At 63.6% G+C, this 25,709-nt stretch carries 25 protein-coding genes; 9 read left to right on the top strand and 16 right to left on the bottom strand.

The window, feature by feature from the left end; translation table 11 throughout:
- Positions 1 to 31 precede the first annotated feature (31 nt).
- The 5 genes from phnE to I6L37_RS03395 form a co-directional block, all read right to left on the bottom strand.
- Positions 32 to 1,579, bottom strand: a complete 1,548-nt coding sequence (gene phnE, locus I6L37_RS03415) for a phosphonate ABC transporter, permease protein PhnE (protein ID WP_216993273.1) — start codon at positions 1,577 to 1,579, stop codon at positions 32 to 34.
- Complete coding sequence (locus tag I6L37_RS03410) at positions 1,567 to 2,328, bottom strand: phosphonate ABC transporter ATP-binding protein (RefSeq protein WP_216993272.1); 762 nt, start codon at positions 2,326 to 2,328, stop codon at positions 1,567 to 1,569. The genes phnE and I6L37_RS03410 overlap by 13 nt, the downstream gene beginning before the upstream one ends.
- A complete protein-coding gene (locus I6L37_RS03405) occupies positions 2,325 to 3,170 on the bottom strand; it encodes a putative selenate ABC transporter substrate-binding protein (RefSeq protein WP_042027152.1) in 846 nt (281 codons plus the stop codon). Before I6L37_RS03405 ends, I6L37_RS03410 begins: the two co-directional genes overlap by 4 nt.
- A 126-nt stretch (positions 3,171 to 3,296) precedes the next feature.
- Positions 3,297 to 4,475 carry a nicotinate phosphoribosyltransferase gene (gene pncB, locus I6L37_RS03400; protein ID WP_026457333.1) on the bottom strand — a complete coding sequence of 393 codons (1,179 nt, stop codon included), beginning with the start codon at positions 4,473 to 4,475 and terminating at the stop codon, positions 3,297 to 3,299.
- 101 nt (positions 4,476 to 4,576) lie between these two features.
- On the bottom strand, positions 4,577 to 5,212 hold the full coding sequence (locus I6L37_RS03395) for a nicotinamidase (protein WP_216993271.1): 636 nt from the start codon (positions 5,210 to 5,212) through the stop codon (positions 4,577 to 4,579).
- A 74-nt stretch (positions 5,213 to 5,286) separates the two neighbouring features.
- On the opposite strand from I6L37_RS03395, the gene I6L37_RS03390 reads away from it, so the two are divergent.
- A complete protein-coding gene (locus I6L37_RS03390) occupies positions 5,287 to 5,937 on the top strand; it encodes a DNA mismatch repair protein MutT (protein ID WP_042072586.1) in 651 nt (216 codons plus the stop codon).
- A complete protein-coding gene (locus tag I6L37_RS03385) occupies positions 5,934 to 6,410 on the top strand; it encodes a DUF523 domain-containing protein (RefSeq protein WP_216993270.1) in 477 nt (158 codons plus the stop codon). The genes I6L37_RS03390 and I6L37_RS03385 overlap by 4 nt, the downstream gene beginning before the upstream one ends.
- Here I6L37_RS03385 and I6L37_RS03380 read toward each other — a convergent pair.
- The 3 genes from I6L37_RS03380 to I6L37_RS03370 all read right to left on the bottom strand — a co-directional run bounded on the left by I6L37_RS03380 (position 6,365) and on the right by I6L37_RS03370 (position 9,859).
- Positions 6,365 to 7,321 (bottom strand): acyltransferase, encoded by a 957-nt coding sequence (locus I6L37_RS03380; RefSeq protein ID WP_216993269.1) that lies wholly within the window; start codon positions 7,319 to 7,321, stop codon positions 6,365 to 6,367. The genes I6L37_RS03385 and I6L37_RS03380 overlap by 46 nt on opposite strands.
- Positions 7,322 to 7,327: 6 nt before the next feature.
- Positions 7,328 to 8,227, bottom strand: a complete 900-nt coding sequence (locus I6L37_RS03375; RefSeq protein WP_216993268.1) for an acyltransferase — start codon at positions 8,225 to 8,227, stop codon at positions 7,328 to 7,330.
- A 117-nt stretch (positions 8,228 to 8,344) separates the two neighbouring features.
- Positions 8,345 to 9,859, bottom strand: a complete 1,515-nt coding sequence (locus I6L37_RS03370; RefSeq protein WP_216993267.1) for a YifB family Mg chelatase-like AAA ATPase — start codon at positions 9,857 to 9,859, stop codon at positions 8,345 to 8,347.
- 385 nt (positions 9,860 to 10,244) lie between these two features.
- On the opposite strand from I6L37_RS03370, the gene ilvG reads away from it, so the two are divergent.
- From ilvG to ilvA, 5 genes are all read left to right on the top strand, one after another.
- Complete coding sequence (gene ilvG / locus I6L37_RS03365; RefSeq protein WP_216993266.1) at positions 10,245 to 11,891, top strand: acetolactate synthase 2 catalytic subunit; 1,647 nt, start codon at positions 10,245 to 10,247, stop codon at positions 11,889 to 11,891.
- The gene (gene ilvM / locus I6L37_RS03360; protein ID WP_017787029.1) at positions 11,888 to 12,151 is read left to right on the top strand and encodes an acetolactate synthase 2 small subunit; all 264 of its coding nucleotides are present in this window, start codon (positions 11,888 to 11,890) and stop codon (positions 12,149 to 12,151) included. Before ilvG ends, ilvM begins: the two co-directional genes overlap by 4 nt.
- Before the next feature lie 12 nt (positions 12,152 to 12,163).
- The gene (locus I6L37_RS03355; RefSeq protein ID WP_010635712.1) at positions 12,164 to 13,108 is read left to right on the top strand and encodes a branched-chain amino acid transaminase; all 945 of its coding nucleotides are present in this window, start codon (positions 12,164 to 12,166) and stop codon (positions 13,106 to 13,108) included.
- Between the two features lie 146 nt (positions 13,109 to 13,254).
- Positions 13,255 to 15,096, top strand: coding sequence for a dihydroxy-acid dehydratase (gene ilvD, locus I6L37_RS03350; RefSeq protein WP_216993265.1), 1,842 nt, complete (start codon positions 13,255 to 13,257; stop codon positions 15,094 to 15,096).
- A gap of 3 nt (positions 15,097 to 15,099) precedes the next feature.
- Positions 15,100 to 16,620: a threonine ammonia-lyase, biosynthetic gene (ilvA, locus tag I6L37_RS03345; RefSeq protein ID WP_216993264.1), complete on the top strand. Its 1,521-nt coding sequence runs from the start codon at positions 15,100 to 15,102 to the stop codon at positions 16,618 to 16,620.
- Between the two features lie 43 nt (positions 16,621 to 16,663).
- Here ilvA and I6L37_RS03340 read toward each other — a convergent pair whose 3' ends face one another.
- Complete coding sequence (locus tag I6L37_RS03340; RefSeq protein ID WP_042072574.1) at positions 16,664 to 17,116, bottom strand: HPP family protein; 453 nt, start codon at positions 17,114 to 17,116, stop codon at positions 16,664 to 16,666.
- Between the two features lie 75 nt (positions 17,117 to 17,191).
- Between I6L37_RS03340 and I6L37_RS03335 the strand changes: the two genes are divergently transcribed.
- Together I6L37_RS03335 and ompA are read left to right on the top strand one after the other, a co-directional pair.
- Positions 17,192 to 17,758, top strand: a complete 567-nt coding sequence (locus I6L37_RS03335; protein ID WP_216993263.1) for a TetR/AcrR family transcriptional regulator — start codon at positions 17,192 to 17,194, stop codon at positions 17,756 to 17,758.
- Positions 17,759 to 17,882: 124 nt separating this feature from the next.
- A complete protein-coding gene (gene ompA / locus I6L37_RS03330; RefSeq protein ID WP_216993262.1) occupies positions 17,883 to 19,010 on the top strand; it encodes a porin OmpA in 1,128 nt (375 codons plus the stop codon).
- A 63-nt stretch (positions 19,011 to 19,073) separates the two neighbouring features.
- Here the strand turns inward: ompA and I6L37_RS03325 are convergent, their stop codons facing one another.
- From I6L37_RS03325 to I6L37_RS03295, 7 genes are all read right to left on the bottom strand, one after another.
- The gene (locus I6L37_RS03325) at positions 19,074 to 20,183 is read right to left on the bottom strand and encodes a YeeE/YedE thiosulfate transporter family protein (RefSeq protein WP_254203538.1); all 1,110 of its coding nucleotides are present in this window, start codon (positions 20,181 to 20,183) and stop codon (positions 19,074 to 19,076) included.
- A 221-nt stretch (positions 20,184 to 20,404) separates the two neighbouring features.
- Positions 20,405 to 21,049 carry a LysE family translocator gene (locus tag I6L37_RS03320; RefSeq protein WP_216993261.1) on the bottom strand — a complete coding sequence of 215 codons (645 nt, stop codon included), beginning with the start codon at positions 21,047 to 21,049 and terminating at the stop codon, positions 20,405 to 20,407.
- Between the two features lie 110 nt (positions 21,050 to 21,159).
- Positions 21,160 to 21,981, bottom strand: a complete 822-nt coding sequence (locus tag I6L37_RS03315) for an AraC family transcriptional regulator (RefSeq protein ID WP_216993260.1) — start codon at positions 21,979 to 21,981, stop codon at positions 21,160 to 21,162.
- Positions 21,982 to 22,047: 66 nt separating this feature from the next.
- A complete protein-coding gene (gene rarD / locus I6L37_RS03310; RefSeq protein WP_042027126.1) occupies positions 22,048 to 22,950 on the bottom strand; it encodes an EamA family transporter RarD in 903 nt (300 codons plus the stop codon).
- A gap of 125 nt (positions 22,951 to 23,075) precedes the next feature.
- Complete coding sequence (locus I6L37_RS03305) at positions 23,076 to 23,246, bottom strand: hypothetical protein (protein ID WP_167335337.1); 171 nt, start codon at positions 23,244 to 23,246, stop codon at positions 23,076 to 23,078.
- A 125-nt stretch (positions 23,247 to 23,371) separates the two neighbouring features.
- Positions 23,372 to 24,868 (bottom strand): aldehyde dehydrogenase, encoded by a 1,497-nt coding sequence (locus tag I6L37_RS03300; RefSeq protein WP_216993259.1) that lies wholly within the window; start codon positions 24,866 to 24,868, stop codon positions 23,372 to 23,374.
- Between the two features lie 124 nt (positions 24,869 to 24,992).
- Positions 24,993 to 25,535: a cupin domain-containing protein gene (locus tag I6L37_RS03295; protein ID WP_026456339.1), complete on the bottom strand. Its 543-nt coding sequence runs from the start codon at positions 25,533 to 25,535 to the stop codon at positions 24,993 to 24,995.
- Positions 25,536 to 25,709 lie beyond the last annotated feature (174 nt).

The following is a 25,709-nucleotide window of genomic DNA, read 5'->3' as shown; positions in this document are numbered from 1 at the left end:
CGGCGGGCTTTTTGTTTATCAGGAGCCTGCGTCAGATCTGGCAATCCCGCTGGGTGGGGGTCGGGCGCGGCAAGCGGGTGCGGCGGCTGATGGCCTCCGCCAGCCAGACCAGCAACAGAATGGCCAGCAGCAGGGTGGCAGTCTGATCGTAACGGAACAGGCTCAGGGAGACATAGAGCTGCTGCCCCAGGCCGCCGGCACCGACCACGCCGAGTATGGTGGCGGCCCTCAGGTTCATCTCGCCGCGATAGAGGCTGTAGGCCAGCCACTGGCGCGTCACCAGCGGAAACAGCCCGTACCAGAAGCAGGCCGTAGGGCCAGCCCCGCTTAACTGCAGGGCGAGGCGAGGGGCGGGATCCGCGTTCTCCAGGGTCTCCACGAAGAGGCGCGCCAGCACGCCCGTGGTGTGCAGGGTCAGCGCCAGTATGCCTGCCACCGGACCCAGTCCGACCGCGATCACCAGCAGGCTGGCGAAGATGAGCTCGGGTACCGAGCGCAGCAGGTTGAACAGTAGGCGCAGCGGCCAGCAGTGACGGGCGAGACAGGCGAGCGGCAGGGCCAGCAGGGCGCTGAAGAGGGTACTCAGAAGCGCCATCTGCACCGTATCGAGCAGGCCGCTGGCCACCGTCTTGAGGAAGGGCCATGACCAGTCCGGTCGCAAAAACTCCCCCACGAAGGAACCCAGCCCGCTCAGGGAGAAGCTCAGCATGCGCCAGTCGAGCTGGTACAGGGCGAGGGCAGCGGCCAGCCCCAGGCAGATCAGCAACAGCAGGCCGGGGGAGCGGCTATGGCGCAGCCAGGCGCTGAGGCCATCCGCCAGGGTCACCAGCAGGATAAAGGCCAGCAACAGGGTCACCACCTCGCCATCGGCAAACATGCGCAGGGAGAGTTCGAGCTGCTGACCGAGCCCGCCGGCGCCGACGAAGCCCATGATGACGGAGGCGCGCAGGGCGCACTCCCAGCGGTAAACGGTGTAGGAGAGCAGCTCCTGGCGCACCGCAGGCAGCACGCCGTACCAGAGTGCCTGCAACCGGCCGCTGCCGCCCAGCAGCAGGGCGCGGGCCGGTTGCAGGGCACCGCTCTCCATGATCTCGTTGTAGACCTTGGCGAGCATGCCGCCGTAGCTGACGGCGATGGCCAGGATGGCGGCCAGCGGCCCGAGCCCGGACAGGCGCACGAACAGCAGCGCCCAGATGAGCTCGGGCAGGCTGCGCAGCACGATGGCGACAAGGCGCGAGAGGGCCCGCAAGGCGCCGCGCAGCGGACTGGGAACCGGGCCCAGTTCGGCCAGCGACAGGGCGCGCGAACCGAGCAGGGCAAACGGCACGCCGAGCAGCAGGGCGCCCGCCAGCCCCAAGGTGGCGACCGCCAGGCTCTCCAGAGTCGCGGTCAGGGTCAGGGCGAGAAAGTCCCGATCAAAACGGGGTGGCCAGCTGGTGGCGAGGAAGTTACCCATCTGCCGCCAGCTCTGGCCGTCGAACAGGCCGAGCCAGCCGTCGGCCTGCTGCCACAGGCTGTAGCCGATCAGCAGCAACAGCCAGGGCAGGGGATGGCACCAGCGGTGGGTCAGTTCAAACACGCAGCCGCCTCGTCATCACCGGCGTAGAGCTCGGCCAGCATGGCCGGCGTGACGGCCGTCGCCGGACAGTCGAACTGCACCCGTCCCTCGCGCAAGCCGATGATGCGGGGGAAACGGCCGAGCGCCAGCTCGACCGCATGCAGGTTGGCGACAAGGGTGCTGCCGCGGGCGCGGGCCTGGGCCAGCAGGGCATCCAGGCTGCTCTGGGCGAGCACGGGATCGAGGGCGGAGACGGGCTCGTCCGCCAGGATCAGATCCGGCTGTTGATAGAGCACCCGGGCGATGCCGACCCGCTGCAACTGGCCACCGGAGAGCTTGCCGCAGCGTTGCTGCCACTTGTCGGCAAGGCCAAGGCGGGCCAGCTCGGCCTGCGCGCCTTCGGGGTCGTAAGGACGTAGCAGGGAGAGTAAGGAACGGCCGAGAGACCACTGGCCGAGCCGACCGGCCAGCACGGCGGTCACTACCTTCTGGGAGGCGGGCAGTGGAGGCTGCTGCCAGACCATGCCGATCCTCCTGCGCAGCCGCTGGCGGTCCCGGGTAGAGAGGGACCAGGGATCCTGCTCCCAGAGGGCGAGCCTGCCTTCGCCGCGCAGCTCGGTGCCGATCAGCCGCAGCAGGCTGGTCTTGCCCGCGCCGCTTGGCCCTATGACGGCTACGCACTCACCCGCCGCAATTTGCAGGCGAAACGGCTGCAGGATGCGGCTCTGGCCGAGCCGCAATCCTTCCCCGTCCAGCGCGACGGCGATCACTTCAGCAGGCCGGCCTGGGTTGCGGCGGCTTCGATGCCCAGGTAGTTCTCGGGCTTGGTCTCGATGAAGCGGCTGGCGCGTTGCAGCTTGAGGATCTCGGCCTGGGCGGGTACCACCGGATCCAGGCTGAGGAAGGCCTGCTTGATCTTCTCTTGCAGGGCCGGATCCATATCGCCGCGCACGGTCCAGTTGTAGTCAAAGTAGGTGGGGGTGGTCCAGATCACCTTGACCTTGGCGGTGTCGACCTTGCCCTCTTCCACCAGTTTCTCCCACACGGAAGCGTTGAGCGCACCGGCCGGCACCTTGCCGGAGGCGACCCAGGCGACGGTGGCGTCGTGGGCGCCGGAGAAGGCGACGTGGGCGAAGTCACGCTCCGGGTTGATGCCCTGCTCGGCCAGGAAGTGGCGTGGCATCAGGTGACCGGAGGTGGAGGAAGGGGAGCCGAATGCGAAGTCCTTGCCCTTGGTATCGGCCAGGGTCTTGATGCCGCTGTCGGCATTGGCGATGAACTTGGAGGTGAACTGGGCATCTTCCTGGCGCTGTACCAGGGGTACCACCTTGTCGGCACGGCGGTGTGCCTGCACATAGGTGAAGCCCCCGAGCCAGGCCATGTCCAGCTTGCCGGCGGCCAGCGCCTCGACCACGGCGGCGTAGTCGTTGACCGGCACGAACACCACCTCGCGGCCTGTTTTCTCGGCCAGGTAGTCACCCAGGGGGGCAAACTTGCGCTGCAGCTCGGTGGGGGCTTCGTCCGGGATGGCGGAGACCCGCAGCGGCTCGGCGGCGACGGCGCTCAGGCTGGCGAACAAGGTGGTGAGGGCGAGGATCCATTTACGGGTCATGGTGCATTCCTTTGTGGTCTGTCGTTCGGGTAATAGAAAGGCCCGACACGAGTCGGACCTTATCAGGGGGGTCATGGTAGGGGGCCACCGGCCCCGGGCGCAAGATGCTCCCCGCAAAAATGGGGGCTACACCCCGACGTGGAAGGCCTGCTTGAGGTTGCGGATGAAGTCCGCATCCCGGCACAGGGTCTTGCCCGGACTGTCGGAGATCTTGGCGACCGGGCCACCGTTGCACTCCATCATCTTGAAGACGATGTTCATCGGGGTGACCCCGGGCAGATCGCAGGTGAGCTTGGTGCCGATGCCGAAGCTGGTGTTGATGCGACCGCGGAAGTGGCGCATCAGCTGCACCGCCTTGTCGAGGTTGAGACCGTCGGAGAAGACCAGCGTCTTCTCGGTGGGGTCGATGCCGAGCCGCTGGTAGTGGCTGATGGCCTTCTCGCCCCACACCACGGGGTCGCCGGAGTCGTGGCGCAGCCCCTGATAGCGGCTGGCCAGCTCGAAGTCGAAGTCGCGCAGGAAGGCATCCATGGTGATGCAGTCGGTCAGGGCTATCCCCAGATGGTCGGTGAACTCGTCCAGCCAGCTGGTGAGGGCGGCGCGCTGGCTGTGCTCGAGCGGGAAGCCGAGCTGCTGGTGGGCCTGGAACCACTCGTGGGCCTGGGTGCCCACCGCCGGCAGCCGGTATTTCTGGGCCAGCTGGTAGTTGCTGGTGCCGCGAAACGCCGGCAGGCGCTCCTTGAGGCGGCCCACCACGGCATCCTGTACCGCGTGGGAGAAGCGGCGACGGGTGCCGAAGTCGATGAGGTTGAACTCCTTCATCTCTTCCGGGCTGAGATCCCGCTCCAGCTTGTCGATCTTCTGGTCGAGCCGCTCCAGCGCCTGAGTGACGCCAAACTGGGGATAGCGGAAGCGGTTGCGCATCTCGCTGATGATGGCGAGCACCGGGATCTCCCACAGGATCACGTCCTGCCAGGTGCCTTCGACCCGCACATTGATGCGGCCATCCTGCTCAAACACCTTGAGCAGGGAGGCGTCCAGCGGCTTGCGGCGCAGGTGATCGAGATAATCGGTGGTGAAGAAGGGGCGCTCGGCAAGGAAGTCGAGCTCGGGTCTGGTCAGCCGCAGGGAGCCGGCCAGGCGCAGCTGCTCCTCGATCTGGCCCATCATGGGCAACAGGTCTTCTTCGTTGCGGCTGTGGAATTCGGCCACCACCTCGGCATCCGGATAGCGATGGAACACCGCCTGCTGCATATGCAGCTTGTAGGCATCGGTGTCGAGCAGGCTGTTGAGTATGGGCAGCATATCAGTATCCCCGCAGGCCGGTGAGCCAGATGGCCCACCCCTGCTGCATAGGTAGTTTGCAGACGCCGCTGTCGGGCAGACCCATGAGGGTCGGGGACATATCAGGCGTCCAGCAGGCGTTGTACATCGGTCAAGGTCTGGGCCAGTTCGGCGCCAGCCTCGATCATCTGGGTGCAGGCGCTGGCAACCGTCCCGGCGGCGATGCCACGGCAGGCATCGAGGTGGACGATCACCCGGAAACCGGCGCGGCGCAGTTGCAGCACGCTGGTCTTGACGCAGTAGTCGGTGGCCAGGCCGCCGACCAGCAGGGTATCGACCCCGCGGGCTTGCAGAAACTCGATGAGCCCTGTGCTGCGCCGCTCCGCCAAATCGTGGAAACAGGTGCCATAGGGATGCAGATCCGGCTCGACCCCCTTCCAGACGAAGAAGTCATAATCGACCGGGGCCGGCAGGCCGTCGAGCAGCTCGAAGCCGCGGGTGCCCGGTACGCAGTGCACCGGCCAGGTGAGGTCGGCGTTGGGCAAATCCAGCGGCAGCAGCATGCCGGCGGGATCGGAGACCGCCCAGTCTGCATTGGCGGGGTGGGCGTCCTTGCTGCCGATGCGCAGCGAGGCGAGAGCGGCCTGGGCGTTGAGCGCAGCCACAATATCATCCCCCCTTGCGACGGGCAGTTCATTCGGGCAGAGGGGAGTGAATCCCTTCTGCGCATCAATATCCAGGCTGGCGATGATTCCCATGAGTGGCTCCTGCACATATTATTCGTGTGATATTATCTACCAAACATTAATGGAAGGCGAGCAGGGCGATCGACATGTTGAGAATGAGTCTGGATATGGTGGTGTTGCGACTGCGTGACGAGCGGCTGGAACTGCTGCTGGAGACCCGCGATCGCCCCCCCTTCGCCCACTGCTGGCAACTGCCTGCCCTGCGCATCGACGAGACGCGGGACCGGGATCTGGACGCCGCCCTGCGCCGTCTGCTGGCTGAATGGGGGCTGGGCCACTGCTACAGCGAGCAGGTCTGCACCCTTGGCAATCTGGAGCGGGATCCCCGTGGCTGGTCCACCACGCTCGTTTATCTCTGTCTGGCCGAGCCCGATGTTGAAGTGACGCGCGGCTGCTGGCATCCGCTCTCGGCCCTGCCCGGTCTCAGCCTCGCCTTCGACCATCCCCAACTCATCGCCAGAGGGCTGGAGCGGCTGCGGATCAAGAGCCGCTACAGCACCCTGCCGCTGCAACTGCTGGGGACGGAATTCACCCTCTCCGAGGTGCAGCGCGCCTTCGAGATCATCCTGCAGACCCCCATGAATACGGCGGCGTTTCGCAAGCGGATCCATCGCGCCGAGATACTGACGGACACCGGCCGCAAGCGCACCGGCAAGCAGCGTCCCGCCATCCTCTACCGGCTGGAGAGCCCCTGTTGCGTCATGTTCGATCAGGTGATGAATGGAGCGGAAGCATGAGTGATACGAGGGCGCACAAGGTGCTGGTGAGTGCCTGCCTGTTGGGACAGCCAGTGCGTTACGATGGCCAGAGCAAGGGGATTGTCAGCGACTGGTTGGCAGAGTTGGGAGCCGAGGGGCAGGTGCTGGCCTTCTGTCCCGAGGTGGCGGGCGGCCTGCCGACGCCACGCCCACCTGCCGAGCGGCAGGGGGAGCTTGTGGTGACCGAAAGCGGGCTGGATGTGACGGCGGAGTTTGCGCGCGGCGCCGTGCTGGCGCTGGAGACTTGTCAGCAGCAGGGGATTCGCTTTGCCCTGCTGAAAGAGGGGAGCCCCTCCTGCGGTAGCGGCCGCATCTACAACGGCCGCTTCGAAGGGGTTTCGGTGGCGGGCGAGGGCATGACCACTGCCCTGTTGCGTCGCCACGGCATCGCCGTGTTCAGCGAGGATCAGCTGCCCGAGCTGGCCTCGGCACTCGCCTTGTCGGCAACCTGACGGGACCCGGTTGTCATATCATCCTTCTGCCACTGGGCCAGCACTGCGTCCTTCTCCTGCCAGCGCTGGTTCAGCCACTCCTGGAAGCCGCGCTTGAACTGCTTGTCGTTGAAGTAATCCCCTACCAGTTGCTCGTCCACCGGCAGCTCCTCGATCCGCACCTGGATGCGTTTCATCCGCCCCATCAGGAAGTCCTTGAAGGGGGTCTCGGTGTTGTCCGGGTAGCTGATGGTGACGTTGATCAGGCTGTCGAACTGATCGCCCATGGCCGCCAGGGTAAAGGCGAGCCCGGCCGCCTTGGGCGGCATCAGGTGGCGAAAGCGGGAGCGGGAGGCGTCGCGTTTCTCCTCGGTGAAGCGGGTCCCCTCCACGAAGTTGATGACGGTGGTAGGGATGTGGCGAAACTTCTCGCAGGCGTTGCGGGTGGTCTCGATATCCTTGCCCCGCAGATGCGGATTGTGCAGCAAAAACTCCCGTGAGTAGCGGCGCATAAAGGGCATATCCAGCCCCCAGCAAGCGAGCCCCAGCAGCGGGATGTAGATGAGCTCGTGCTTCATGAAGAACTTGGGCACCGGCAACCGATCGCGAAACAGGTGGCCGAGCACCACGATGTCGGTCCAGCTCATGTGGTTGCTGATGATGAGATACCAGCCATCCTTGCGCAGCCGGGTGTCGTCCTCGACCTGCCAGTCGATGCGGGTGGTGAGGCGGATCACCAGGGCGTTGCAGCCGAGCCACAGGCGCATGAAGCGGTTGTTGAGCCGGCTGCAGGCGCGGCCAAAGGCCGGCACGGGCAGCAGCAGTTTGGCCAGCGAAACCAGCAGGATCAGGCTGGCGCACAAGGCAGTGAAGAGAATGGTCAGGCCGGCGCTGATGAGCAGCACCAACGGGCCGGGAAGCAGGGATAACATGGGTGTTTACTGTGCCTTGGTTGCCAGCAGCTGGGTCAGGGTCTGGTCTTTCTCGCGCCAGATCCCGTTCAGCCACTGTTGAAACTCTTGTTGGAAGTCGGGGTCATTGAAGTAGTCCCCCACCAGCTTGCGGTCGATCGGCAAATAGCGGATCTGGACCTTGATCTCCCCGACCCGACCGCACATGAAATCCCAGTAGCTGGGAATGCCGTCCGGATAGGCGATGGTCACATCCACCAGTTGATGCAACTGATCACCCATGGCTGCCAGGGTAAAGGCGATGCCACCCGCCCTTGGATGGAGCAGGTGCCGGTAGGGTGACCCCTGCTTCTGATGCTTGGTCGGGGTGAAACGGGTGCCTTCGACAAAATTCATCACACTCACCGGCATGTGGCGGTACTTGGCACAGGCCTTGCGCGTGGTCTCTATGTCTTTTCCCTTCAGATGGGGCTTCTTTTCCAGCAGTTTGCGGGAATATCGCTGCATGAAAGGGAAGTCCAGGGCCCACCAGGCCAGCCCGAGAAAAGGTACCCAAATCAGTTCTTTCTTGAGGAAAAACTTCAGGAAGGGGATTTTTTGATTAAAAACCCGCTGCAGTACCAGTATGTCGACCCAGGATTGATGGTTGGCAATCACCATATACCACTCATTCCGGCGCCCTTTGTCCACTCCGACCACATCGAAAGGGGTTTTGATGATGGTTTTCTGGATCAGGTTGTTGAAACCGATCCAGCAGCCGGCACAGCCATCCAGCAACCAGTTGCAGAAGGTTCGCCAGCCCCTGACGGGCAGCAACAGCTTGAGCAGACCCAGGGAGAGCACGGGGATAAACCAGAACAGGGTATTGAAAAAGTAGAGCAGGGTGGAGAGGCTGCCGCGCAGTCGCTCTATCAGCTTGTTGGGCATGATTCGGGTCCGTCTTGCAGTCTGTAGCGACGCATCAAGTGGTCAGATCTGTGGCCATAATATCAGCCGATGCTTCCCAAGACCACGGACAGGCCCTTGGTGAGACGCTTTCTCAGCTCAGCCGCTGCGCAGCCTGGAGAGCAGGCGGTCCATGGCGCGATAGCCGAGCGCCTCGATCAGGTGCTCCTTGCCGATGGCAGGCTGCCCCGCCAGATCGGCGATGGTGCGCGACACCCGCAGGATGCGGTGCCAGGCCCGGATGCTGAGCCCGAGCTTCTGGATGGCGTTCTCCAGAAATTCGGCATCCTGTGGCGATAATCGGCAAATGTCTTCGATTTCACGACTATCAAGCAGGTTGTTGAGCTTGCCATTGCGACTCAGCATGCGCTCGCGCGCCGCCAGCACCCGCTCGCGGATCTGTTGGCTCGACTCCCCTCGCTCCGCCTTGCCGGTCAGGCTCCCCTTGGGCAAGATCGGCACTTCCACCGTCAGGTCGAAGCGGTCGAGGAAGGGGCCGGAGAGCTTGCCGAGGTAGCGCAGGATCTGATCCGGGCTGGAGCGGGTCTGACCGTCGCCATAGTGGCCGCAGGGGCTGGGGTTCATGGCGCCGACCAGCTGGAAACGAGCGGGAAAGTCCACCTGACGGGCAGCCCGGCTGATGGTGATATGGCCCGTCTCCAGCGGCTCACGCAGGGAATCGAGCACCTTGCGCTCGAACTCCGGCAGTTCATCCAGAAACAGCACCCCGTTGTGGGCCAGGGATATTTCACCGGGCCGCGGGTGGCTGCCACCGCCCACCAGCGCCACGGCCGAGGCGCTGTGGTGCGGCGTGCGATAGGGTCTGTGGTGCCAGTGACCGGCGCGAGGGGTGAGGCCGCCGATGGAGTGGATGGCGGCGGTCTGCTGCGCCTCCTGTTCGCTCAGCGGTGGCAAGATGCCGGGCAGACGGCTCGCCAGCATGCTCTTGCCGGTACCGGGCGGGCCGATGAACAGCAGGTTGTGGCTGCCGGCGGCGGCGATCTCCAGCGCCCGTTTGGCCTGGGATTGGCCGATCACGTCCTGCAGGTCCGGCACGTCGGGCAGGCTCTCCGCGCTCTGGGGATCCGGCAGCGGCAACTCGTATTGACCCGCCAGCCAGGCGGTGACGGCCAGCAGCTGGTGGGCGGTGCGTACTTCGGCGTCCTGGATCAGCGAGGCCTCGGGGCCGTTCTCCCGCGGAACCAGCAGGGTGCGTCCGGCGTCGCGGCAGGCGAGCACGGCGGGCAGCACCCCGAGCACGGGGCGGATCTCGCCGGTCAGGGCCAGCTCCCCTAAAAATTCGTGATCGAGCAGGTATTTTGCCGGTATCTGTTTGGAAGCGGCGAGAATACCGATGGCGATGGCTAGATCGAAACGGCCCCCCTCCTTGGGCAGATCGGCGGGAGCCAGATTGACTGTGATGTGCTTGGACGGAAACTCGAAATTGCCGTTAAGCAGGGCGCTGCGCACCCGATCCCGCGACTCTTTCACCGAGGTTTCCGGCAGACCGACCATGTTGAAGGCGGGCAGGCCGTTGGAGAGGTGAACTTCCACCGTGACTTGCGGTGCCGCGACACCTAAGCTGGCACGGCTATAAACCACAGCTAATGACATAAATCTCGTCCTTGAGTTGGTATATGTTCTGGTTAACTGCTCTTTGATGGTTTTTTATCCCAATCTGTCGGCTGCTAAATAGCCAAAATTAGAGGGTTGTCATCTAAAAAAACGCTTGCCCAATAAAAATCACCGTGCTAGTTCTAATAGCCATTCGCGGCATAAACCGCCCCAATTTCACAGGATTTCCGGTTGTAACTATGAACATGGCCTCCCGTTTCGTCAGCATTATTGTGGTCCTAGTGGTGATTATTATCTCACCGCTCGGGGCTCGTTTAGCTGCACGGAACAAGGGATAGACCCACCACCGGACAGAACGAAACAAGCGACCCCCGAGCCTCACGGCCCGGGGGTTTTTTTTCGACCAAAGGACAGGATTTTCCAGATGAACGGCGCGCAGTTTTTGGTACAGGCTCTCAAGAAACAGGGTGTGACCCAGGTGTTTGGTTACCCGGGCGGGGCCATCATGCCGGTCTACGATGCCCTGTATGATGGCGGTCTGGCGCACCAGCTCTGCCGCCACGAGCAGGGTGCCGCCATGGCGGCGGTGGGTTATGCCCGCGCCTCCGGTCAGGTGGGGGTCTGCATCGCCACCTCGGGCCCCGGCGCCACCAACCTGGTGACCGGTCTGGCGGAGGCGTTGCTCGACTCGGTGCCGCTCGTGGCCATCAGCGGCCAGGTGCCCTGCGCCGCTGTAGGCACAGATGCGTTCCAGGAAGTGGACGTGCTCGGCATGTCCCTCTCCTGCACCAAGCACTCCTTTATGGTGACGGACGTGGCGGATTTGCCGCAGGTGATCGCCGAGGCCTTTGCCATCGCCAGCGAAGGGCGCCCCGGCCCCGTGCTGATCGATCTGCCCAAGGATGTGCAGCTGTCCACTGTTCCAGTGCAGAGTCCGCTGTTTGCGGTGGCGGAGCCCGAACATCTCAATCCGGCCGAACTGACGGCCGCCCGCACCCTGCTGGCCGCCGCCGAGCGCCCCGTGCTCTACGTTGGCGGCGGGGTGGGCATGGCCAATGCCGAGCAGCAGCTGCGCGACTTTGCCGCCGCCACCGGCATGCCTGCGGTCACCACCCTCAAGGGGATAGGTGCGCTCGACCCCGACAGCCCCGTTTATCTGGGCATGCTCGGCATGCACGGCACCAAGGCCGCCAACTATGCGGTGCAGCAGTGCGACCTGCTGCTGGTGGTGGGCGCCCGTTTCGATGACAGGGTGACCGGCAAGCTGGAGGAGTTCGCCCCCGAGGCCAAGGTGATCCACCTGGATGTGGACGCCGCCGAGTTCGGCAAGCGCCGCGCCGCCGAGGTGGGCATCACTCAGGATCTGAAGCAGGTGCTGCCACGCCTCGCCATGTCCCTCTCCATCGAGCCCTGGCGTGAGCACTGCGCGAACATGGCCCGCGAGTACGCCTTTCGTTACGACCATCCCGGCCAGCCCATCTATGCTCCGGCGCTGCTCAAGCAGCTCTCTGCCAGGTTGCCGGAGAGCAGCGTGGTCGCCTGCGACGTGGGTCAGCACCAGATGTGGGTGGCCCAGCACATGCGCTTTACCAGCCCGCGCAACCACCTCTCCAGTGCCGGTCTCGGCACCATGGGCTTCGGTCTGCCCGCCGCCATCGGCGCCAAGATGTCGCGCCCGGAAGATGAGGTGGTGCTGGTGAGCGGCGACGGCTCTTTCATGATGAACGTGCAGGAGCTCGGCACCATCCGCCGGGCCCAGCTCAAGGTGAAGATGGTGCTGCTGGACAACCAGCGCCTCGGCATGGTGCGCCAGTGGCAGGAGCTGTTCTTCGACGGCCGCTACAGCGAGACCATCCTCTCCGACAACCCCGATTTCGTCGCCCTGGCCGCCGCCTTCGGCATTCCGGGCGAGACCATCACATGCAAGGAGGAGATAGCCCCGGCCCTCGACCGCCTGCTGGCGCACGACGGCGCCTATCTGCTGCATGTGGCCATTTCAGAGGAAGAAAACGTCTGGCCCCTGGTTCCGCCAGGAGTCGCCAACCACCAGATGATGGAGCAACGCCCATGAGTCAGTTCAATACCTTGCAAATCCATGCCCAGCCCAGACCCGAAGTGATGGAGCGGGTGCTGCGGGTGGTGCGTCACCGCGGCTTCAATCTCTGTGCCCTCACTATGGAAACGAGAGCGGAGCAGGATTGCCAACAACTGCGGATCACGGTTACTGTCGAGTCGGTGCGTCCCATCCAGCAGTTGTGGAGCCAGCTGGTCAAGCTGGTGGACGTCTCCCGGGTCGATGCACTGGAACAGCAACCCCGGATCAGAGCTTAAGGAGCCAAGCCAATGTCACAGCCTTCCCAATCCGCCACTCACCCGCAATATATCTGGTTCAACGGCAAACTGGTGCCCTGGCAGGATGCCCAGGTGCACGTGATGAGCCACGCCCTGCACTACGGCTCCTCGGTCTTCGAAGGGGTGCGTGCCTATGACACCCCCAAGGGGACCTGCATCTTCCGCCTGCAGGAGCACACCCGCCGCCTGTTCGACTCCGCCAAGATCTACTGGATGGAGGTCCCCTACAACGAGGCCGAGATCAATGAGGCCTGCCGCACCGTGGTGCGCGAAAATGGCCTGAAAAGCGGCTACCTGCGCCCGCTGGCTTTCATCGGTAACGTGGGCCTTGGCCTGCATCCTCCCAAGGATGCCAAGGCCGACGTGATCGTTGCGGCCATTCCCTGGGGTGCCTATCTGGGCGAAGAAGGGCTGAAGAACGGGGTGGATGTGTGCGTCACCTCCTGGAACCGGCTCGCCCCCAACACCATTCCCACCGGTGCCAAGGCGGGTGGCAACTATTTGTCCTCCCAGCTGATCAGTCGCGAGGCCAAGCGCAACGGCTTCGCCGAGGGGCTGGCGCTGGATGTGAACGGCTACCTGAGCGAAGGGGCGGGAGAGAACCTGTTCCTGGTGAAGAACGGCGTGCTGTTTACCCCGCCCGCTACCGCGGCCATCCTGCCCGGCATCACCCGTGACACCATCATGACCCTCGCACGTGACTTGGGATACGAGGTGCGCGAGCAGGCGTTGCCCCGTGAGGCCCTGTATGTCGCAGACGAGATCTTCATGACCGGCACAGCGGCCGAGGTGACCCCGGTGCGCTCCGTCGATCGCATGCAGGTGGGCGCCGGTTGCCGCGGTCCGGTGACCGAGCAGCTGCAGAACGCCTTCTTCGGCCTGTTCAACGGCCAGACCGAAGACAAGTGGGGCTGGCTGACGCCGGTGGCGGACTGACAAACGAGGGGAGGCGATGTGCCTCCCCGAGTCGCTTCCGGTGAGGGTACTGCGCGGTGCCCTCACCAGGATCGATTCCCGATCCGAGAGTCACTTTTTCATTTCCAAAGATAATGAGCCCGCTGGGCATTCAGGGAGTAGAGACAATGCCGAAGTTGAGATCCGCCACCACCACCCACGGACGTAACATGGCCGGGGCCCGCGCCCTCTGGCGTGCCACCGGCATGACCGATCAGGATTTCGGCAAGCCCATCATCGCCGTGGTCAACTCCTTCACCCAGTTCGTGCCGGGCCACGTCCACCTCAAGGATCTGGGCCAGCTGGTGGCGCGGGAGATCGAGGCCGCCGGCGGGGTGGCCAAGGAGTTCAACACCATCGCCGTGGATGACGGCATCGCCATGGGCCACGGCGGCATGCTCTACTCCCTGCCGTCGCGCGAGCTGATTGCCGACTCGGTGGAGTACATGGTCAACGCCCACTGTGCCGATGCCATGGTCTGCATCTCCAACTGCGACAAGATCACCCCGGGGATGCTGATGGCCGCCCTGCGCATCAACATCCCGGTGATCTTCGTCTCCGGCGGCCCGATGGAAGCGGGCAAGACCAAACTCTCCGATCAGATCATCAAGCTGGACCTGGTGGACGCCATGATCCAGGGTGCCGACCCCAAGGTCTCCGATGCCCAGAGCGAACAGGTGGAGCGCAGCGCCTGCCCCACCTGCGGCTCCTGCTCCGGTATGTTTACCGCCAACTCCATGAACTGCCTGACCGAGGCGCTGGGCCTCTCCCAGCCGGGCAACGGTTCCCTGCTGGCGACCCACGCAGACCGTGAGCAGCTGTTCAAGCTGGCGGGCCAGCGCATCGTGACCCTGGCCAAGCGCTGGTATGAACAAGATGATGCGAGTGCCCTGCCGCGCAACATCGCCACCAAGGCGGCGTTCGAGAATGCCATGGCGCTCGACATCGCCATGGGCGGCTCCACCAATACCGTGTTGCACCTGCTGGCGGCAGCCCAGGAGGCGGGTGTCGACTTCACCATGGCCGACATCGACCGCATGTCACGCAAGGTGCCCCAGCTGTGCAAGGTGGCACCCTCCACCCAGAAATACCACATGGAAGACGTGCACCGCGCCGGCGGCGTCATCGCCATCCTGGGTCAGCTGGAGAAAGCGGGTCTGGTGCACGGCGACGCCCGCAACGTGCTGGGTACCTCGCTGGTGGAGCTGCTGGCCGAGTATGACGTCAGCCGTCAGCCGAGCCAGGAGGTGGTGGACTTCTACCGCGCCGGCCCGGCCGGCATCCGCACCACCAAGGCGTTCAGCCAGGATTGCCGCTGGCCGGAGCTGGATCTGGACCGCACCGAGGGCTGTATCCGTTCGCTGGACAACGCCTACAGCCTGGAGGGCGGCCTGGCCGTGCTGGCCGGCAACCTGGCGCTGAATGGTGCCATCGTCAAGACCGCCGGGGTGGACGAGGAGAACCTCACCTTCCGCGGCCCGGCCCGGGTATTCGAGAGCCAGGACACGGCGGTTGCCGGCATTCTGGATGGCACCGTGAAAGCGGGTGAAGTGGTGGTGATCCGCTACGAGGGCCCGAAAGGGGGTCCGGGCATGCAGGAGATGCTCTACCCCACCACCTATCTGAAGTCCATGGGACTCGGCAAGGTGTGCGCCCTGATCACCGACGGCCGCTTCTCCGGCGGCACCTCGGGTCTCTCCATCGGCCACGTGTCGCCGGAGGCGGCCTCTGGCGGCACTATCGGTCTGGTGGAGGATGGCGACATCATCAACATCGACATCCCGGCCCGCAGCATGGTGCTGGAGGTGGCCGACAGCGTGCTGGCTGCCCGCCGCGTCGCCGTCGAGGCCCGTGGCTGGAAGCCGCTCGATCGCCAGCGTCAGGTCTCCTTTGCCCTGCGCGCCTACGCCATGTTCGCCACCAGTGCCGACAAGGGTGCGGTGCGCGATCGCTCGATGCTGGGGGAATAAGTCATGGTCTCTGCGGCGGATTATCTACGCAAGGTGTTGCTCTCCCCCGTCTACGAGGCGGCGCGGGTCACCCCTTTGCAAACCCTGAAAAAACTCTCCGAGCGGCTCGGCAATCACGTCAGCCTGAAGCGGGAGGATCTGCAACCGGTCCACTCCTTCAAACTGCGCGGTGCCTACCACAAGATTGCCACCCTGACCCAGGAGCAGAAGGAGCGCGGTGTCATCGCCGCCTCTGCCGGCAACCATGCCCAGGGGGTCGCCCTGTCGGCCGCCAGGCTCGGTATCAAGGCGATCATCGTGATGCCCAAGACCACCCCGGACATCAAGATCGATGCGGTGCGCCGCCAGGGCGGCAACGTGCTGCTGTTCGGCAACAGTTTCGACGAGGCCTACGGCGAGAGCCGCCGCCTCGCCGAGCTGGAGGGCTACACCCTGATCCCGCCGTTCGACGACGTCGAGGTGATCGCGGGCCAGGGCACCATCGGCAAGGAGCTGCTGGAGCAGGACACCCACCTCACCCACGTCTTCGTGCCGGTGGGGGGTGGCGGGTTGGCCGCCGGGGTGGCGGTCTATATCAAGCAGCTGCTGCCGGATGTGAAGGTGATCGGGGTGGAGGCGGAGGGATCCGCCTGCCTCAAGGCGGCCATGGAGGCCGGCACGCCGGTCAACCTGGAGCGGGTCTCCCTGTTTGCGGACGGGGTGGCGGTCAAGCGCATCGGCGAGGAGACCTTCCGCCTGTGCAACCAGTATCTGGACGAGGTGGTGACCGTCTCCAACGACCAGATCTGCGCCGCGCTGAAAGACATCTTCGACGACTGCCGCGCCATCGCCGAACCCTCCGGCGCCCTGTCCTTGGCGGGTCTCAAGGCCTACAGCGAGCGGGAACAGGTAAAGGGCGGGCGCATGGCGGCCATCCTCTCCGGCGCCAACGTCAACTTCCACAGCCTGCGCTACGTGTCGGAGCGCTGCGAGATCGGCGAGAAGCGCGAGGGCATGCTGGCGGTGACCATCCCCGAGCGCAAGGGGGCCTTCCTCGACTTCTGCCGCCAGCTCGGACCCCGCATGGTGACCGAGTTCAACTACCGTTACGCCGATGCCGAGCAGGCGTCGCTGTTCGTCTCGGTGCGCCTCAGCGGCGGTGACGAGGAGCTGGGCCAGATCCAGCACCAGCTGGAGGGCAACGGTTATCCGGTGGTCAACATGACCGAGAGCGAGCTGGCCAAGAACCACGTGCGTTACATGATTGGCGGCCGCCCGGCCCGGCCCCTCGGCGAGCGCCTCTACAGCTTCAAGTTTCCGGAGCAGCCGGGCGCCCTGATGCGCTTTCTCGAGACCCTCGGCTGCCGCTGGAACATCAGCCTGTTCCACTACCGCAACCACGGCGCCGACTATGGCCGGGTGCTCTGTGCCTTCGAGCTGCCGGACGAGGACGTGGCGTCTTTCCACGACTACCTGCACGAGATTGGCTACGGCTGGAAAGAGGTGAGCGACGACCCCGCCTACCGGCTGTTTCTGGCCAGCTGACGGCAGAGCAAAACAGAGGGAGGCGTCAGCCTCCCTTTTTCATTCAGGACATTTGCGGGCGAGGCCGCCTGAGCCACTGAAAACCGTAGGCCAGCGCCATCAGCAGCAGGGTGCCGGGTAACACAGTCTGCCACAGGAAGGGCAGGTCCAGTCCCGTCATCAGGATCAGCAGGGGATTGGCGCCTGCCGGAGGGTGGATGATATCCAGCTGCTGCATCAGGGCGATGGCCAGCCCCACCCCCAGTGCCATCTGCAGCTCCACCGGCAACGGCAGCCAGGAGACGGCCAGACCGACACAAGCCGCCAGCAGGTGGCCGCCCAACACGTTCTTCGGGCGAGCGAGAGGGCTGTGGGGCAGTGAAAACAGTAGCACGCAGCTTGCCCCGAAAGGCGCCATCACCAGCGCCGCATGCCAGCTGAGGTTCATCCAGCCCAACAGGCCGATCGCCAACGCCGCCCCGCTTCCCGCCCATAGTGAGCCATACCATCTTGTCATTGCAGTTCCCTCTTGGTTTGTCAGTCGTGATTAGGCACATTAGGTAGACAGATCGGTGTACTTCAAGAGGCAATCATGAGTGAAAAGCGTCAGCAACTGGTGGAGACGGCCTATCGCCTGTTCAACCGCCATGGCTTTCATGCCACCGGTGTGGATCGCATCTGGGCCGAAGCAGGCAGCACCAAGCGCACCCTCTATCGCCACTTTCCCACCAAGGACGCGCTGATCGAGGAGGTGCTGATCTCCCGTGACCGGGAGTTCTTCGCCCTGCTCGACCAGAGGCTGGCCGGGCTAACGGGGCGCGAGGCTCGCCTGCAGGCGCTGTTCGACGGCTTCGGGGAGTGGTTCGGCCGCAGCGATTTCTATGGTTGCAACTTCATCAACGCCAGCGCCGAGTTTGCCGACCCGCGCCATCCGGTGCGCAAGCTGGTGGTGGCCCACAAGCAGGCGCTGCTGAACTGGGTGATGCACCGGCTCGACTGCAATCTGACGCAGGCCACCGGGCTTTGTCTGCTGCTGGAGGGGGCCATCGTAATGGCACACAGCTATCAGCAGCCGCCGGCGCTGGAGCAGGCTCGTGCGCTGGCACAGGCCATTTTGGTCGACGATGCGGCGATAATGCAGCCAAGTTCACACTCCTGACCTGCTGGTCATTTGAGGCTTCTTCGGGATGGGATACCCTGAGTGACGGCGAGGCCGCCTGACGGCTTCACACAGGGAGAGTGCGCACTCAGGCGCCCATAACGACTTATTGCAGAGGCTAAAAATGAAGAAATCTATGCTTGCCGTTCTGGTCAGTGGTTTGCTGGCAACGGGGGCGGTACAGGCCGCCGCCCAGGACAACACCTGGTATGTCGGCGGCAAGGCCGGTTGGTCCAATTTCTATGGCGTTGACTACGACCAGCAGGTCAAGGATGTACTGGATGCGGTGGATGCCAACGAGAAGGGGAACGAACTTGGCCTTGGCGCCTTTGCCGGCTATCAGCTGAACCAGAATGTGGCGTTCGAATTTGGCTACGACTGGCTTGGCAAGTACAAGGTGGATCAGCACTACTCTGGCAATGGCATCAATGCCGGACTGGAAGGTGAAGCCAAGGCCCAGATGCTGCAGGCCACCATGAAAATTGGCTTCCCGGCCACCTCGGCGCTGGATATCTATGGCCGTCTGGGGGGCGCCTATGCCTGGACCGAGAGTTCACTCGATGCCTGGATCAGCGATGGGACCAATTCAGTTTCCGGTTCGAGCAAGGGCAACAAGTATCACGGTGCGGCCTTTGTCGGGGCGCTGGGTATCGAATACGCCATCGACAAGGATTGGGCCGCTCGCCTCGAGTACCAGTACACCACGCCGCTCGGCAAGACCTCGCTGGATGAGTCCGGCATCGAGCTGGACAACGGCCTGCTCTCCGTCGGCATGCTCTATCGCTTCGGTCAGGTCGGCGATACGGTAGCCGCGCCGGCACCGGCCCCCGTGGTTGCCGAACCCGCACCCGTGGTGGCGCCCAAGACCTTCAGCCTGAGCTCTGACGTATTGTTCGAGTTCAACAAGGCAACCCTGAAGCCGGAAGCCAACCAGGCACTGGACAACCTGTTCAGCCAGATAGTGGCGGCCAATCCGAAAGACGGGGAGGCCACCGTGGTGGGCTATACGGATCGCATCGGTTCCGACACCTACAACCTCTCCCTCTCCGAACAGCGTGCAAGAAGCGTGGCCAACTATCTGGTCAGCAAGGGTCTGTATGCCGACAAGGTGCGGGTCGAGGGGCGTGGCAAGGCCAATCCGGTGACCGGTGACAGCTGTGCCAGCCAGTCCCGGCAGCAGCTGATCGCCTGTCTGGCGCCGGATCGTCGGGTAGAAATCCATCTGGAAGGCGTCTCCCAGCCGGCGCAGTAACCGCCGCAGAGACGACAACGGGAGGCCTGGCCTCCCGTTTTTTATGGTGTTTCGTGTGGCAGATCAGAGCCCGAACAGCGGTCGCAAACGGATGCCGATCAGGCTGCCGACGAGGGCCATCAGCATCCAGACCCAGCCGTGCAGGCTGCCCGACGCCGTGCCATCGAAGAAGCCGCCCAGGTTGCAGGCGCTGTACATGGCCCCCATGCCCATCAGCAGGCCGCCGAGAATGGCCGCCATGCTGTTGCCGAGGCGGATCGGGGCGAAGTTGCCGCCACCGCTGATGCAGCGCGCCAGCATGGCCCCCAGGATGCCGAGCCAGAACATGCCGACCATGGGGTTGATGAACAGCGGCTGGGCCAGTTTCGGGTTCCCCTCGAACAGGCCGAACAGGGAGGCGCCGCGCAGCGCCATGTCATAGACGGCGCCGGTGATGGTCCAGGCCGAGCCGTGCAGGGCGACCACGCTGGAGTTGAGCAGGGCGATGAGGATACCGCCGGTCAGTACGGTGAAACGGCCGTCACGCCAGAACAGGTTGCCGCCGCTGAAGATGGGCTTGATCTCGCCGGTGTGCTTCTGCTCGCTCTTGCGAAACAGCAGGAATAGCACGGCGACCAGCGCCAGGTTGAGCAGCATGCCGCTCCAGAGGTTGCCGGTCAGATCCTTGGCCAACACGACCTGACTGGAGAAGGTGGCCTCCAGCTCGGGGCGGAACTGGTTGCTGATGAGGGTGCCGATGCCGTAGCAGATCAGCACCAGCCAGAAGCGGGGTTGCCCCTCGCCACAGCAGTAGAGAGTGCCGGTGGCGCAGACGCCTGCCAGCTGCATGCCGATACCGAACAGGAAGGCGCCGACGATGAAGGGAATGCCGATAGCCATCACGTTGCCCACCATGGCATCACCAAACAGGGCGTGACTGAAGGAGAGAAAAGTGGTGAACAGCAGGATCTCGATGGCGATGGTGAGCAGGTGTACCCGCACATAGTAGCTGTTGCGTTTGGTCAACATTTCACGCCAACCGAAGACGATGCCGAAGCGGCTGAAGGAGAGGGTGAAGCCGAAACCGAATCCAATCAGGGCCATCAGAGCCCATTTCATACCAAAGGTGTTGCCTAGCCAGAGTAACGCTCCCCCCGCGATTGCCACGATGGGGAGCGACCATTTTCGATTCATGATGTTGTTTCCTGTGTGTCATGGAAGATAGCCGAGCATCCTATTCCTCCACGACAAACGGGACCAGCTCTGATTGGCTCTTCGCGCCGAAAGTGAAATGAAAACCCCATCCAGATCAATTTACTGTGCGGCTTGCTCACAGGGTGAACAGCAGAGTGGGGCTAGTCTGCCGACATGGTGCACAACAGGGGCCAGCACGACAGGGGGCGACGCTTCACTGATCAGGAGAAGGCGCGGGAGAGTTCGCCCAGCATGCCACCCAGGATGGAGAGGCTGACGGCGCCAAACAGCAGGCCGGTCACCAGGTTGAGGGGGCGCTGAACCCGGCCGAGCAGGCGCTGGGCCCGCACGGTGGAGAGGCTCCAGGCCAGGGCTCCGAACCAGAAGAGCGACAGCAGGAACAGCTCCAGCACCAGCAGTCCCCGGGTCAGGCCATCCACCTGGGGCGTCACCATGGCCGCCAGTAGCCCCATGAAGAACAACAGCGCCTTGGGATTGAGCAAGTTGGTGGCCAGGCCGCTCTGCACCCCCTTGCGCCAGCCGGCGCGCTCGCCACCGGCCTTGAAAGCCTGCTCACCCGACCCTTGCCAGGCGGCCATCAGCGCCCCCCAGCCGAGCCAACCCAGATAGAGGGCGCCGACCATCTTCACCACCATGAACAACCAGTGATGTTCGGCGATCAGCAAGCTGATGCCGGTCAGGCTCAGGGTGGCGTGCAGCAAGATGGCGAGCGCGATGCCCAGCGCCGCGCCAAGGGCAGTGGGCCTGTGCAGGCTGGTGCGCAGGATCAGCGCGAAGTCGGGGCCCGGGCTTGCCAGGGCAACGAGATGGATGAGGCCTATGGTCAGAAACAGGCTGGTAAACATGGGCATAACCTCAACGACATGATGAGGTCACAGGATGAAGGAGGCGGGGCCGGTTTGATTGTAAAAGATTGCACCGATCGCCGCGGATTCGTCCGTGCCAGTGGCCGTTATCAGTCCGGTACGTCCGAGACGGGGCGCATCTGCTGGCGATATTCGGCGGGAGTAAGGCCGAAGGCCTGCCGGAACCCGTGGTGAAAGTGGCTCTGATCGAAGAAGCCGACCGCGAGCGCTACCTCGCTCACCGGCAGGCCGCTGCCGAGTAGCCGTTTGCTTCGTTCCAGCCGCAGCCGCTTGAGCCAGGCGTAGGGGGTCATGCCGGTCTTCTTCTTGAACTGGCGCAAGAAGGCGAAGCGATCCAGCCCGAACAGGGCGGCCAGATCCTCCAGGCTGTGACGCTCGTCGAGCCGGGCCATCAGATAGTCGCGCAGGTACCTGAGCTGGGGGTCGGCCAGGGCGTGTCGCTCCGGCGCTATGTGCAGCAGCTCGCCGAGCAGGGCCAGCAGCTGGCTCTCCGCCAGCAGGCCGTCAGGTTCGGGAGCCTCGCCCAGATACATGTGCAGGCGGGCGAAACCCAGATAGAGGTCGGGGCGGCTCTGCAGTCCCTTGTCGAAGAAGGGTTCAGGGCTGTCCGGCAGCCAGATGGCCAGTTGTTCGGGGGCGATGGCGAACACCCGCACCTCGTACCCTTCCGGCAGCAGGCTCAGGCCGTCGTGCATCTCGTCCGGATTGACGGTGGAGAGCTCGCCGCGCACCAGGTTGTGGCTGCTGCCCTTGTGGATGAATTTCTGGCCGCCCTGCTGCACCAGACCGATGTGATAGTCGAGGTGAACATGGCGGCCATAGCTGAACTCCCTGTGGTGGGAGTGGGAGAGTTCAACCCCCGGCAGCAGCCGGGATTGCCAGTAGTGGATGCGGGAGTGGGGTGTGCTCATCGTCTATTGATAACCTGAAAGCCGGCTCAAGGCTTGTAGATTATTGCAGCGCGACGAGCCACACCGTCAATCCTGCTGTGTCACCGGCCGGCGGCTGCCGCTGCGCAGCCCGTCCAGACTGAACAGCACCAGGGCGCTCCAGATGAAGGCGAAGGTGACCATCTTGTCCAGCGCCAGTGCCTCGCCGTACAGGGTGACCGCCAGGATGAACATCAGGCTGGGCCCTATGTACTGGAAGAAGCCCAGGGTGGAGAGCTTGAGCCGGGTCGCGGCGGCGGTGAAGCAGAGCAGGGGGGCCGTGGTGACCACGCCGGCGGCGATCAGCAGTAGATTCAGGTGCCAGCTGTTTTCGGTCATATGGCTGGTGGGGCTGTCGGCAATACCCCACAGATAGAAGGCGGCCGGGGGCAGCATGATCAGGGTCTCGATCAAGAGGCCGGTGAGGGCGTCGAGGGCCAGTTTCTTGCGAATGAGGCCGTAGATGGCGAAGCTCGCCGCCAGCACCAGGGCGATCCAGGGCAGGGAGCCGAACGCGATGATCTGGATGGCGACGCCGATCGCCGCCAGCCCGACCGCCCACCACTGCAGGCGACGCAGCCTCTCGCTCAGGAACAGCATGCCGAGCAGCACGTTGAACAAGGGGTTGATGTAGTAGCCGAGGCTGGCATCCAGCATGTGGCCGTTGTTGATGGCCCAGATGAACAGCAGCCAGTTGCCGCCAACGGTCACCGAGGTGAAGGCCAGGGTGAGCAACACTTTGGGCTGGCGCAGCACTGCCTGTACCTTGTGCCACTGGCGGCCGAGCAGGGTCAGCACCAGCAGCAGGGCGCAGGACCAGATCATGCGGTGGGTCAGGATCTCGGCGGCCGGTACGGCCGAAATCGTCTTGAAGTAGATGGGGGCCAGGCCCCAAAGGGTGTAGGCGCACAAGGCGTAGATGACGCCCTGGCGCTGAATTTGTTGCTGCATGCGGATAACCTTCACTGGAGAGTCGGATGCGAGAACGCATCGCAAAAAACCAGTGTAGCGATCCTTTAGGAGGGACAGAAGCGAATAAATGGGGAAAGATGGATGGTGACGATATGTTTTACCGTCTAGCGGCCACCACGCCGGATCTTGTCGACGTCCCGCAGCAGCCACAGCATCAGGGCGATGGCCGAGATCCAGGGGCCCCAGGTCACGTAGGCTTCACCATGCCCCAGTGCGAAAAACAGCAGGGGTAGGCCGATCACCAGAAACAGTACACTTCCCAGAAAAAATAACATTTTTATCTTAATATTTAACGACTTGCCTGTTTGATAATTATATCGATTGAGACGTGCGATGAAAGGGGAAAAATGAAAAAGGGGGTTTTAACCCCCTTTTGCGAAGATGGAAGCTGTTTCTGCGATTATTCCAGCTGGATCCAGGTACTTTTCAGCTCGGTATATTTCTCCAGCGCATGCAATGACTTGTCGCGCCCGTTGCCGGACTGCTTGAAGCCGCCAAACGGCATTGTCATATCGCCGCCATCCCAGTTGTTGACGAACACTGTGCCTGCGCGCAGGGCGCGGGAGCCCTTGACCGCCTTGTTGAGATCCGCCGTCCAGATCGCCGCGGCCAGGCCGTAGTCGGTGTCGTTGCCAAGGGCGATCGCCTCCTCCAGGGTATCGAAGCCGGTCACCGCCAGCACGGGGCCGAAGATCTCCTCGCGGAAGATGCGCATCTCTGGGGTCACCTCGTCGAAGATGGTGGGCTCGATGTAGAAGCCGCCGCTCTCCTCGTTGGTGCGCTTGCCTCCCAGCAGCAGCTTGGCCCCCTCTTGCTGGCCGATATCGATATAGCGCAGTACCTGCGCCATCTGGATGTCGTCCACCATGGCACCGATGCGGGTGGTGGGGTCGAGGGGGTTGGCGGAGATCCACTCCCGGGCGTGGGCCAGCAGTCGCTCCATGAATTGCGGCTTGATGCTGTTTTGCACCAGCAGGCGGGAGGCGGCGGTGCACACCTCGCCCTGGTTGTAGAAGATGGCGCCGGCGGCGCTTCGGGCGGCGGCGTCCAGATCCGGCGCGTCCGCCAGTATGATGTTGGGGCTCTTGCCGCCGCACTCCATAAAGGCGCGCTTGAGGTTGGACTTGCCGGAGCACTCCACCAGATGCTTGCCGATTTTGGTGGAGCCGGTGAAGGTGATGCAGTCCACGTCCATGTGCATGGCCAGCGCCTCGCCTACAGTGTGACCGAAGCCGGGCAGTACGTTGAAGACCCCGTCCGGAATGCCCGCCTCTTTGGCAATGCCCGCGATGCGCAGGGCGGTGAGGGGGGATTTCTCGGAGGGTTTCAGGATCACCGAGTTGCCGGTGGCCAGCGCCGGACCCAGCTTCCAGCAGGCCATCACCAGCGGGAAGTTCCAGGGCACGATGGCGGCCACGACGCCGAGGGCCTCGCGGGTCACCAGCGCCAGCGCGGACTCCTCCACCGGGGCGACCTGATCGTAGATCTTGTCGATGGCCTCGGCGTTCCAGGCGATGCAGTTGGCGGCGGCGGGAGCGTCATAGCCCATGGCATCACCGATGGGCTTGCCCATATCCAGCGATTCCAGCAGGGCCAGTTCCACCAGATTGAGGCGCATCAGCTCGGCGAAACGCTGCAGGATCTGCTTGCGCTGTTTCGGCGACAGGCCGCTCCAGCGCTTGTCATTGAAGGCGGTGCGGGCAGCCTGCACCGCCAGTTCGGCGTCGGCGTCGTCGCAGGCGGCAACCTTGGTCAGCAGCTGGCCGTTGGCCGGATTGATGCAATCGAAGGTGGCGCCATTGATGGCGTCCCGGTAGCTGCCGTCGATGAAGGCTTGCGAGGGCAGGGTCAGGTGGGCGGCCTTGTGTTGCCACTGGGCCAGGGTCAGGTCACTCATGTTCACTCCTTGAACCGGTCATAAGTCAGTTCCCGCGTATCAATATGCTAAACAACCCGCCACTTGTAAATCAATCCTGTAACAATTTCTTAAACACTGCTCCCTGCCGAGGGGGAGCAGTCGTTTAGAAGCTGGCGGGGGTGTTGGCCGAGATCAGCACGCACTCCTGCTCGCCCACGTTGCGAAACCGGTGCGGGGTGCGGCTGTCAAAGTAGTAGCCATCCCCGGCCGCCAGCAGGTAGATCTGCTCGCCCACCGTGACCTCGACTTCACCGCGGATGATGATGCCGCACTCTTCCCCTTCGTGACTCAGCATGTCGTCACCGGTATCGGCGCCCGGCGGCAGAATCTCCTGCAGCATGCCGATGGCGCGGTTGGCACGGCTGTGGCCCACCAGGCGGTAGCTGATGGGATGAGTGCCGAGATCCGGCATCTCATCGGCGCGGAAGACCACCTCGGAGTCCATCTCGGTCTCGTCGGTGAAGAAGCTGGCCAGGGACATGGGAATGCCTTCCAGCACCTTGCGCAGGGAGGCGACGGAGGGACTTACCTGATTCTTCTCGATCTGGGAGATGAAGCCGTTGGTCACGCCCGAACGTTTGGCCAGCTCCCGCTGGGAGAGGGCGGCCTTGGTGCGAACCGCCTTGAGACGGTGACCGATATCCATCGATAGACACTCCTTGCTGTTTACTATTATTAAATTTGTGTTAAATATCTTATACCACCCTGCTCATGCCATCTAGCCGGGGTGACACCGGACAGGGCAATAATGAGCCCTTTTTTAGGAATTCAGGTGTTTAATTTAATAGGCGATAGCCGATAGTTGCTAAACACCTTAAGG

This window comes from Aeromonas sp. FDAARGOS 1407, assembly GCF_019048725.1.
Lineage (GTDB): Bacteria > Pseudomonadota > Gammaproteobacteria > Enterobacterales > Aeromonadaceae > Aeromonas > Aeromonas enteropelogenes.
The sequence above is the reverse complement of the archived record's forward strand: the minus strand, read 5'-3'. Positions and strand labels throughout refer to the sequence as shown.

Bases quoted from the DNA above. Each gene is read 5' to 3' on its own strand.
- I6L37_RS03405 (WP_042027152.1), bottom strand. From the start codon at position 3,170: ATGACCCGTAAATGGATCCTCGCCCTCACCACCTTGTTCGCCAGCCTG.
- pncB (WP_026457333.1), bottom strand. From the start codon at position 4,475: ATGCTGCCCATACTCAACAGCCTGCTCGACACCGATGCCTACAAGCTG.
- I6L37_RS03395 (WP_216993271.1), bottom strand. From the start codon at position 5,212: ATGGGAATCATCGCCAGCCTGGATATTGATGCGCAGAAGGGATTCACT.
- I6L37_RS03390 (WP_042072586.1), top strand. From the start codon at position 5,287: ATGTTGAGAATGAGTCTGGATATGGTGGTGTTGCGACTGCGTGACGAG.
- I6L37_RS03385 (WP_216993270.1), top strand. From the start codon at position 5,934: ATGAGTGATACGAGGGCGCACAAGGTGCTGGTGAGTGCCTGCCTGTTG.
- I6L37_RS03380 (WP_216993269.1), bottom strand. From the start codon at position 7,321: ATGTTATCCCTGCTTCCCGGCCCGTTGGTGCTGCTCATCAGCGCCGGC.
- I6L37_RS03375 (WP_216993268.1), bottom strand. From the start codon at position 8,227: ATGCCCAACAAGCTGATAGAGCGACTGCGCGGCAGCCTCTCCACCCTG.
- I6L37_RS03370 (WP_216993267.1), bottom strand. From the start codon at position 9,859: ATGTCATTAGCTGTGGTTTATAGCCGTGCCAGCTTAGGTGTCGCGGCA.
- ilvG (WP_216993266.1), top strand. From the start codon at position 10,245: ATGAACGGCGCGCAGTTTTTGGTACAGGCTCTCAAGAAACAGGGTGTG.
- ilvM (WP_017787029.1), top strand. From the start codon at position 11,888: ATGAGTCAGTTCAATACCTTGCAAATCCATGCCCAGCCCAGACCCGAA.
- I6L37_RS03355 (WP_010635712.1), top strand. From the start codon at position 12,164: ATGTCACAGCCTTCCCAATCCGCCACTCACCCGCAATATATCTGGTTC.
- ilvD (WP_216993265.1), top strand. From the start codon at position 13,255: ATGCCGAAGTTGAGATCCGCCACCACCACCCACGGACGTAACATGGCC.
- ilvA (WP_216993264.1), top strand. From the start codon at position 15,100: ATGGTCTCTGCGGCGGATTATCTACGCAAGGTGTTGCTCTCCCCCGTC.
- I6L37_RS03340 (WP_042072574.1), bottom strand. From the start codon at position 17,116: ATGACAAGATGGTATGGCTCACTATGGGCGGGAAGCGGGGCGGCGTTG.
- I6L37_RS03335 (WP_216993263.1), top strand. From the start codon at position 17,192: ATGAGTGAAAAGCGTCAGCAACTGGTGGAGACGGCCTATCGCCTGTTC.
- ompA (WP_216993262.1), top strand. From the start codon at position 17,883: ATGAAGAAATCTATGCTTGCCGTTCTGGTCAGTGGTTTGCTGGCAACG.
- I6L37_RS03325 (WP_254203538.1), bottom strand. From the start codon at position 20,183: ATGAATCGAAAATGGTCGCTCCCCATCGTGGCAATCGCGGGGGGAGCG.
- I6L37_RS03320 (WP_216993261.1), bottom strand. From the start codon at position 21,049: ATGTTTACCAGCCTGTTTCTGACCATAGGCCTCATCCATCTCGTTGCC.
- I6L37_RS03315 (WP_216993260.1), bottom strand. From the start codon at position 21,981: ATGAGCACACCCCACTCCCGCATCCACTACTGGCAATCCCGGCTGCTG.
- rarD (WP_042027126.1), bottom strand. From the start codon at position 22,950: ATGCAGCAACAAATTCAGCGCCAGGGCGTCATCTACGCCTTGTGCGCC.
- I6L37_RS03305 (WP_167335337.1), bottom strand. From the start codon at position 23,246: ATGTTATTTTTTCTGGGAAGTGTACTGTTTCTGGTGATCGGCCTACCC.
- I6L37_RS03300 (WP_216993259.1), bottom strand. From the start codon at position 24,868: ATGAGTGACCTGACCCTGGCCCAGTGGCAACACAAGGCCGCCCACCTG.
- I6L37_RS03295 (WP_026456339.1), bottom strand. From the start codon at position 25,535: ATGGATATCGGTCACCGTCTCAAGGCGGTTCGCACCAAGGCCGCCCTC.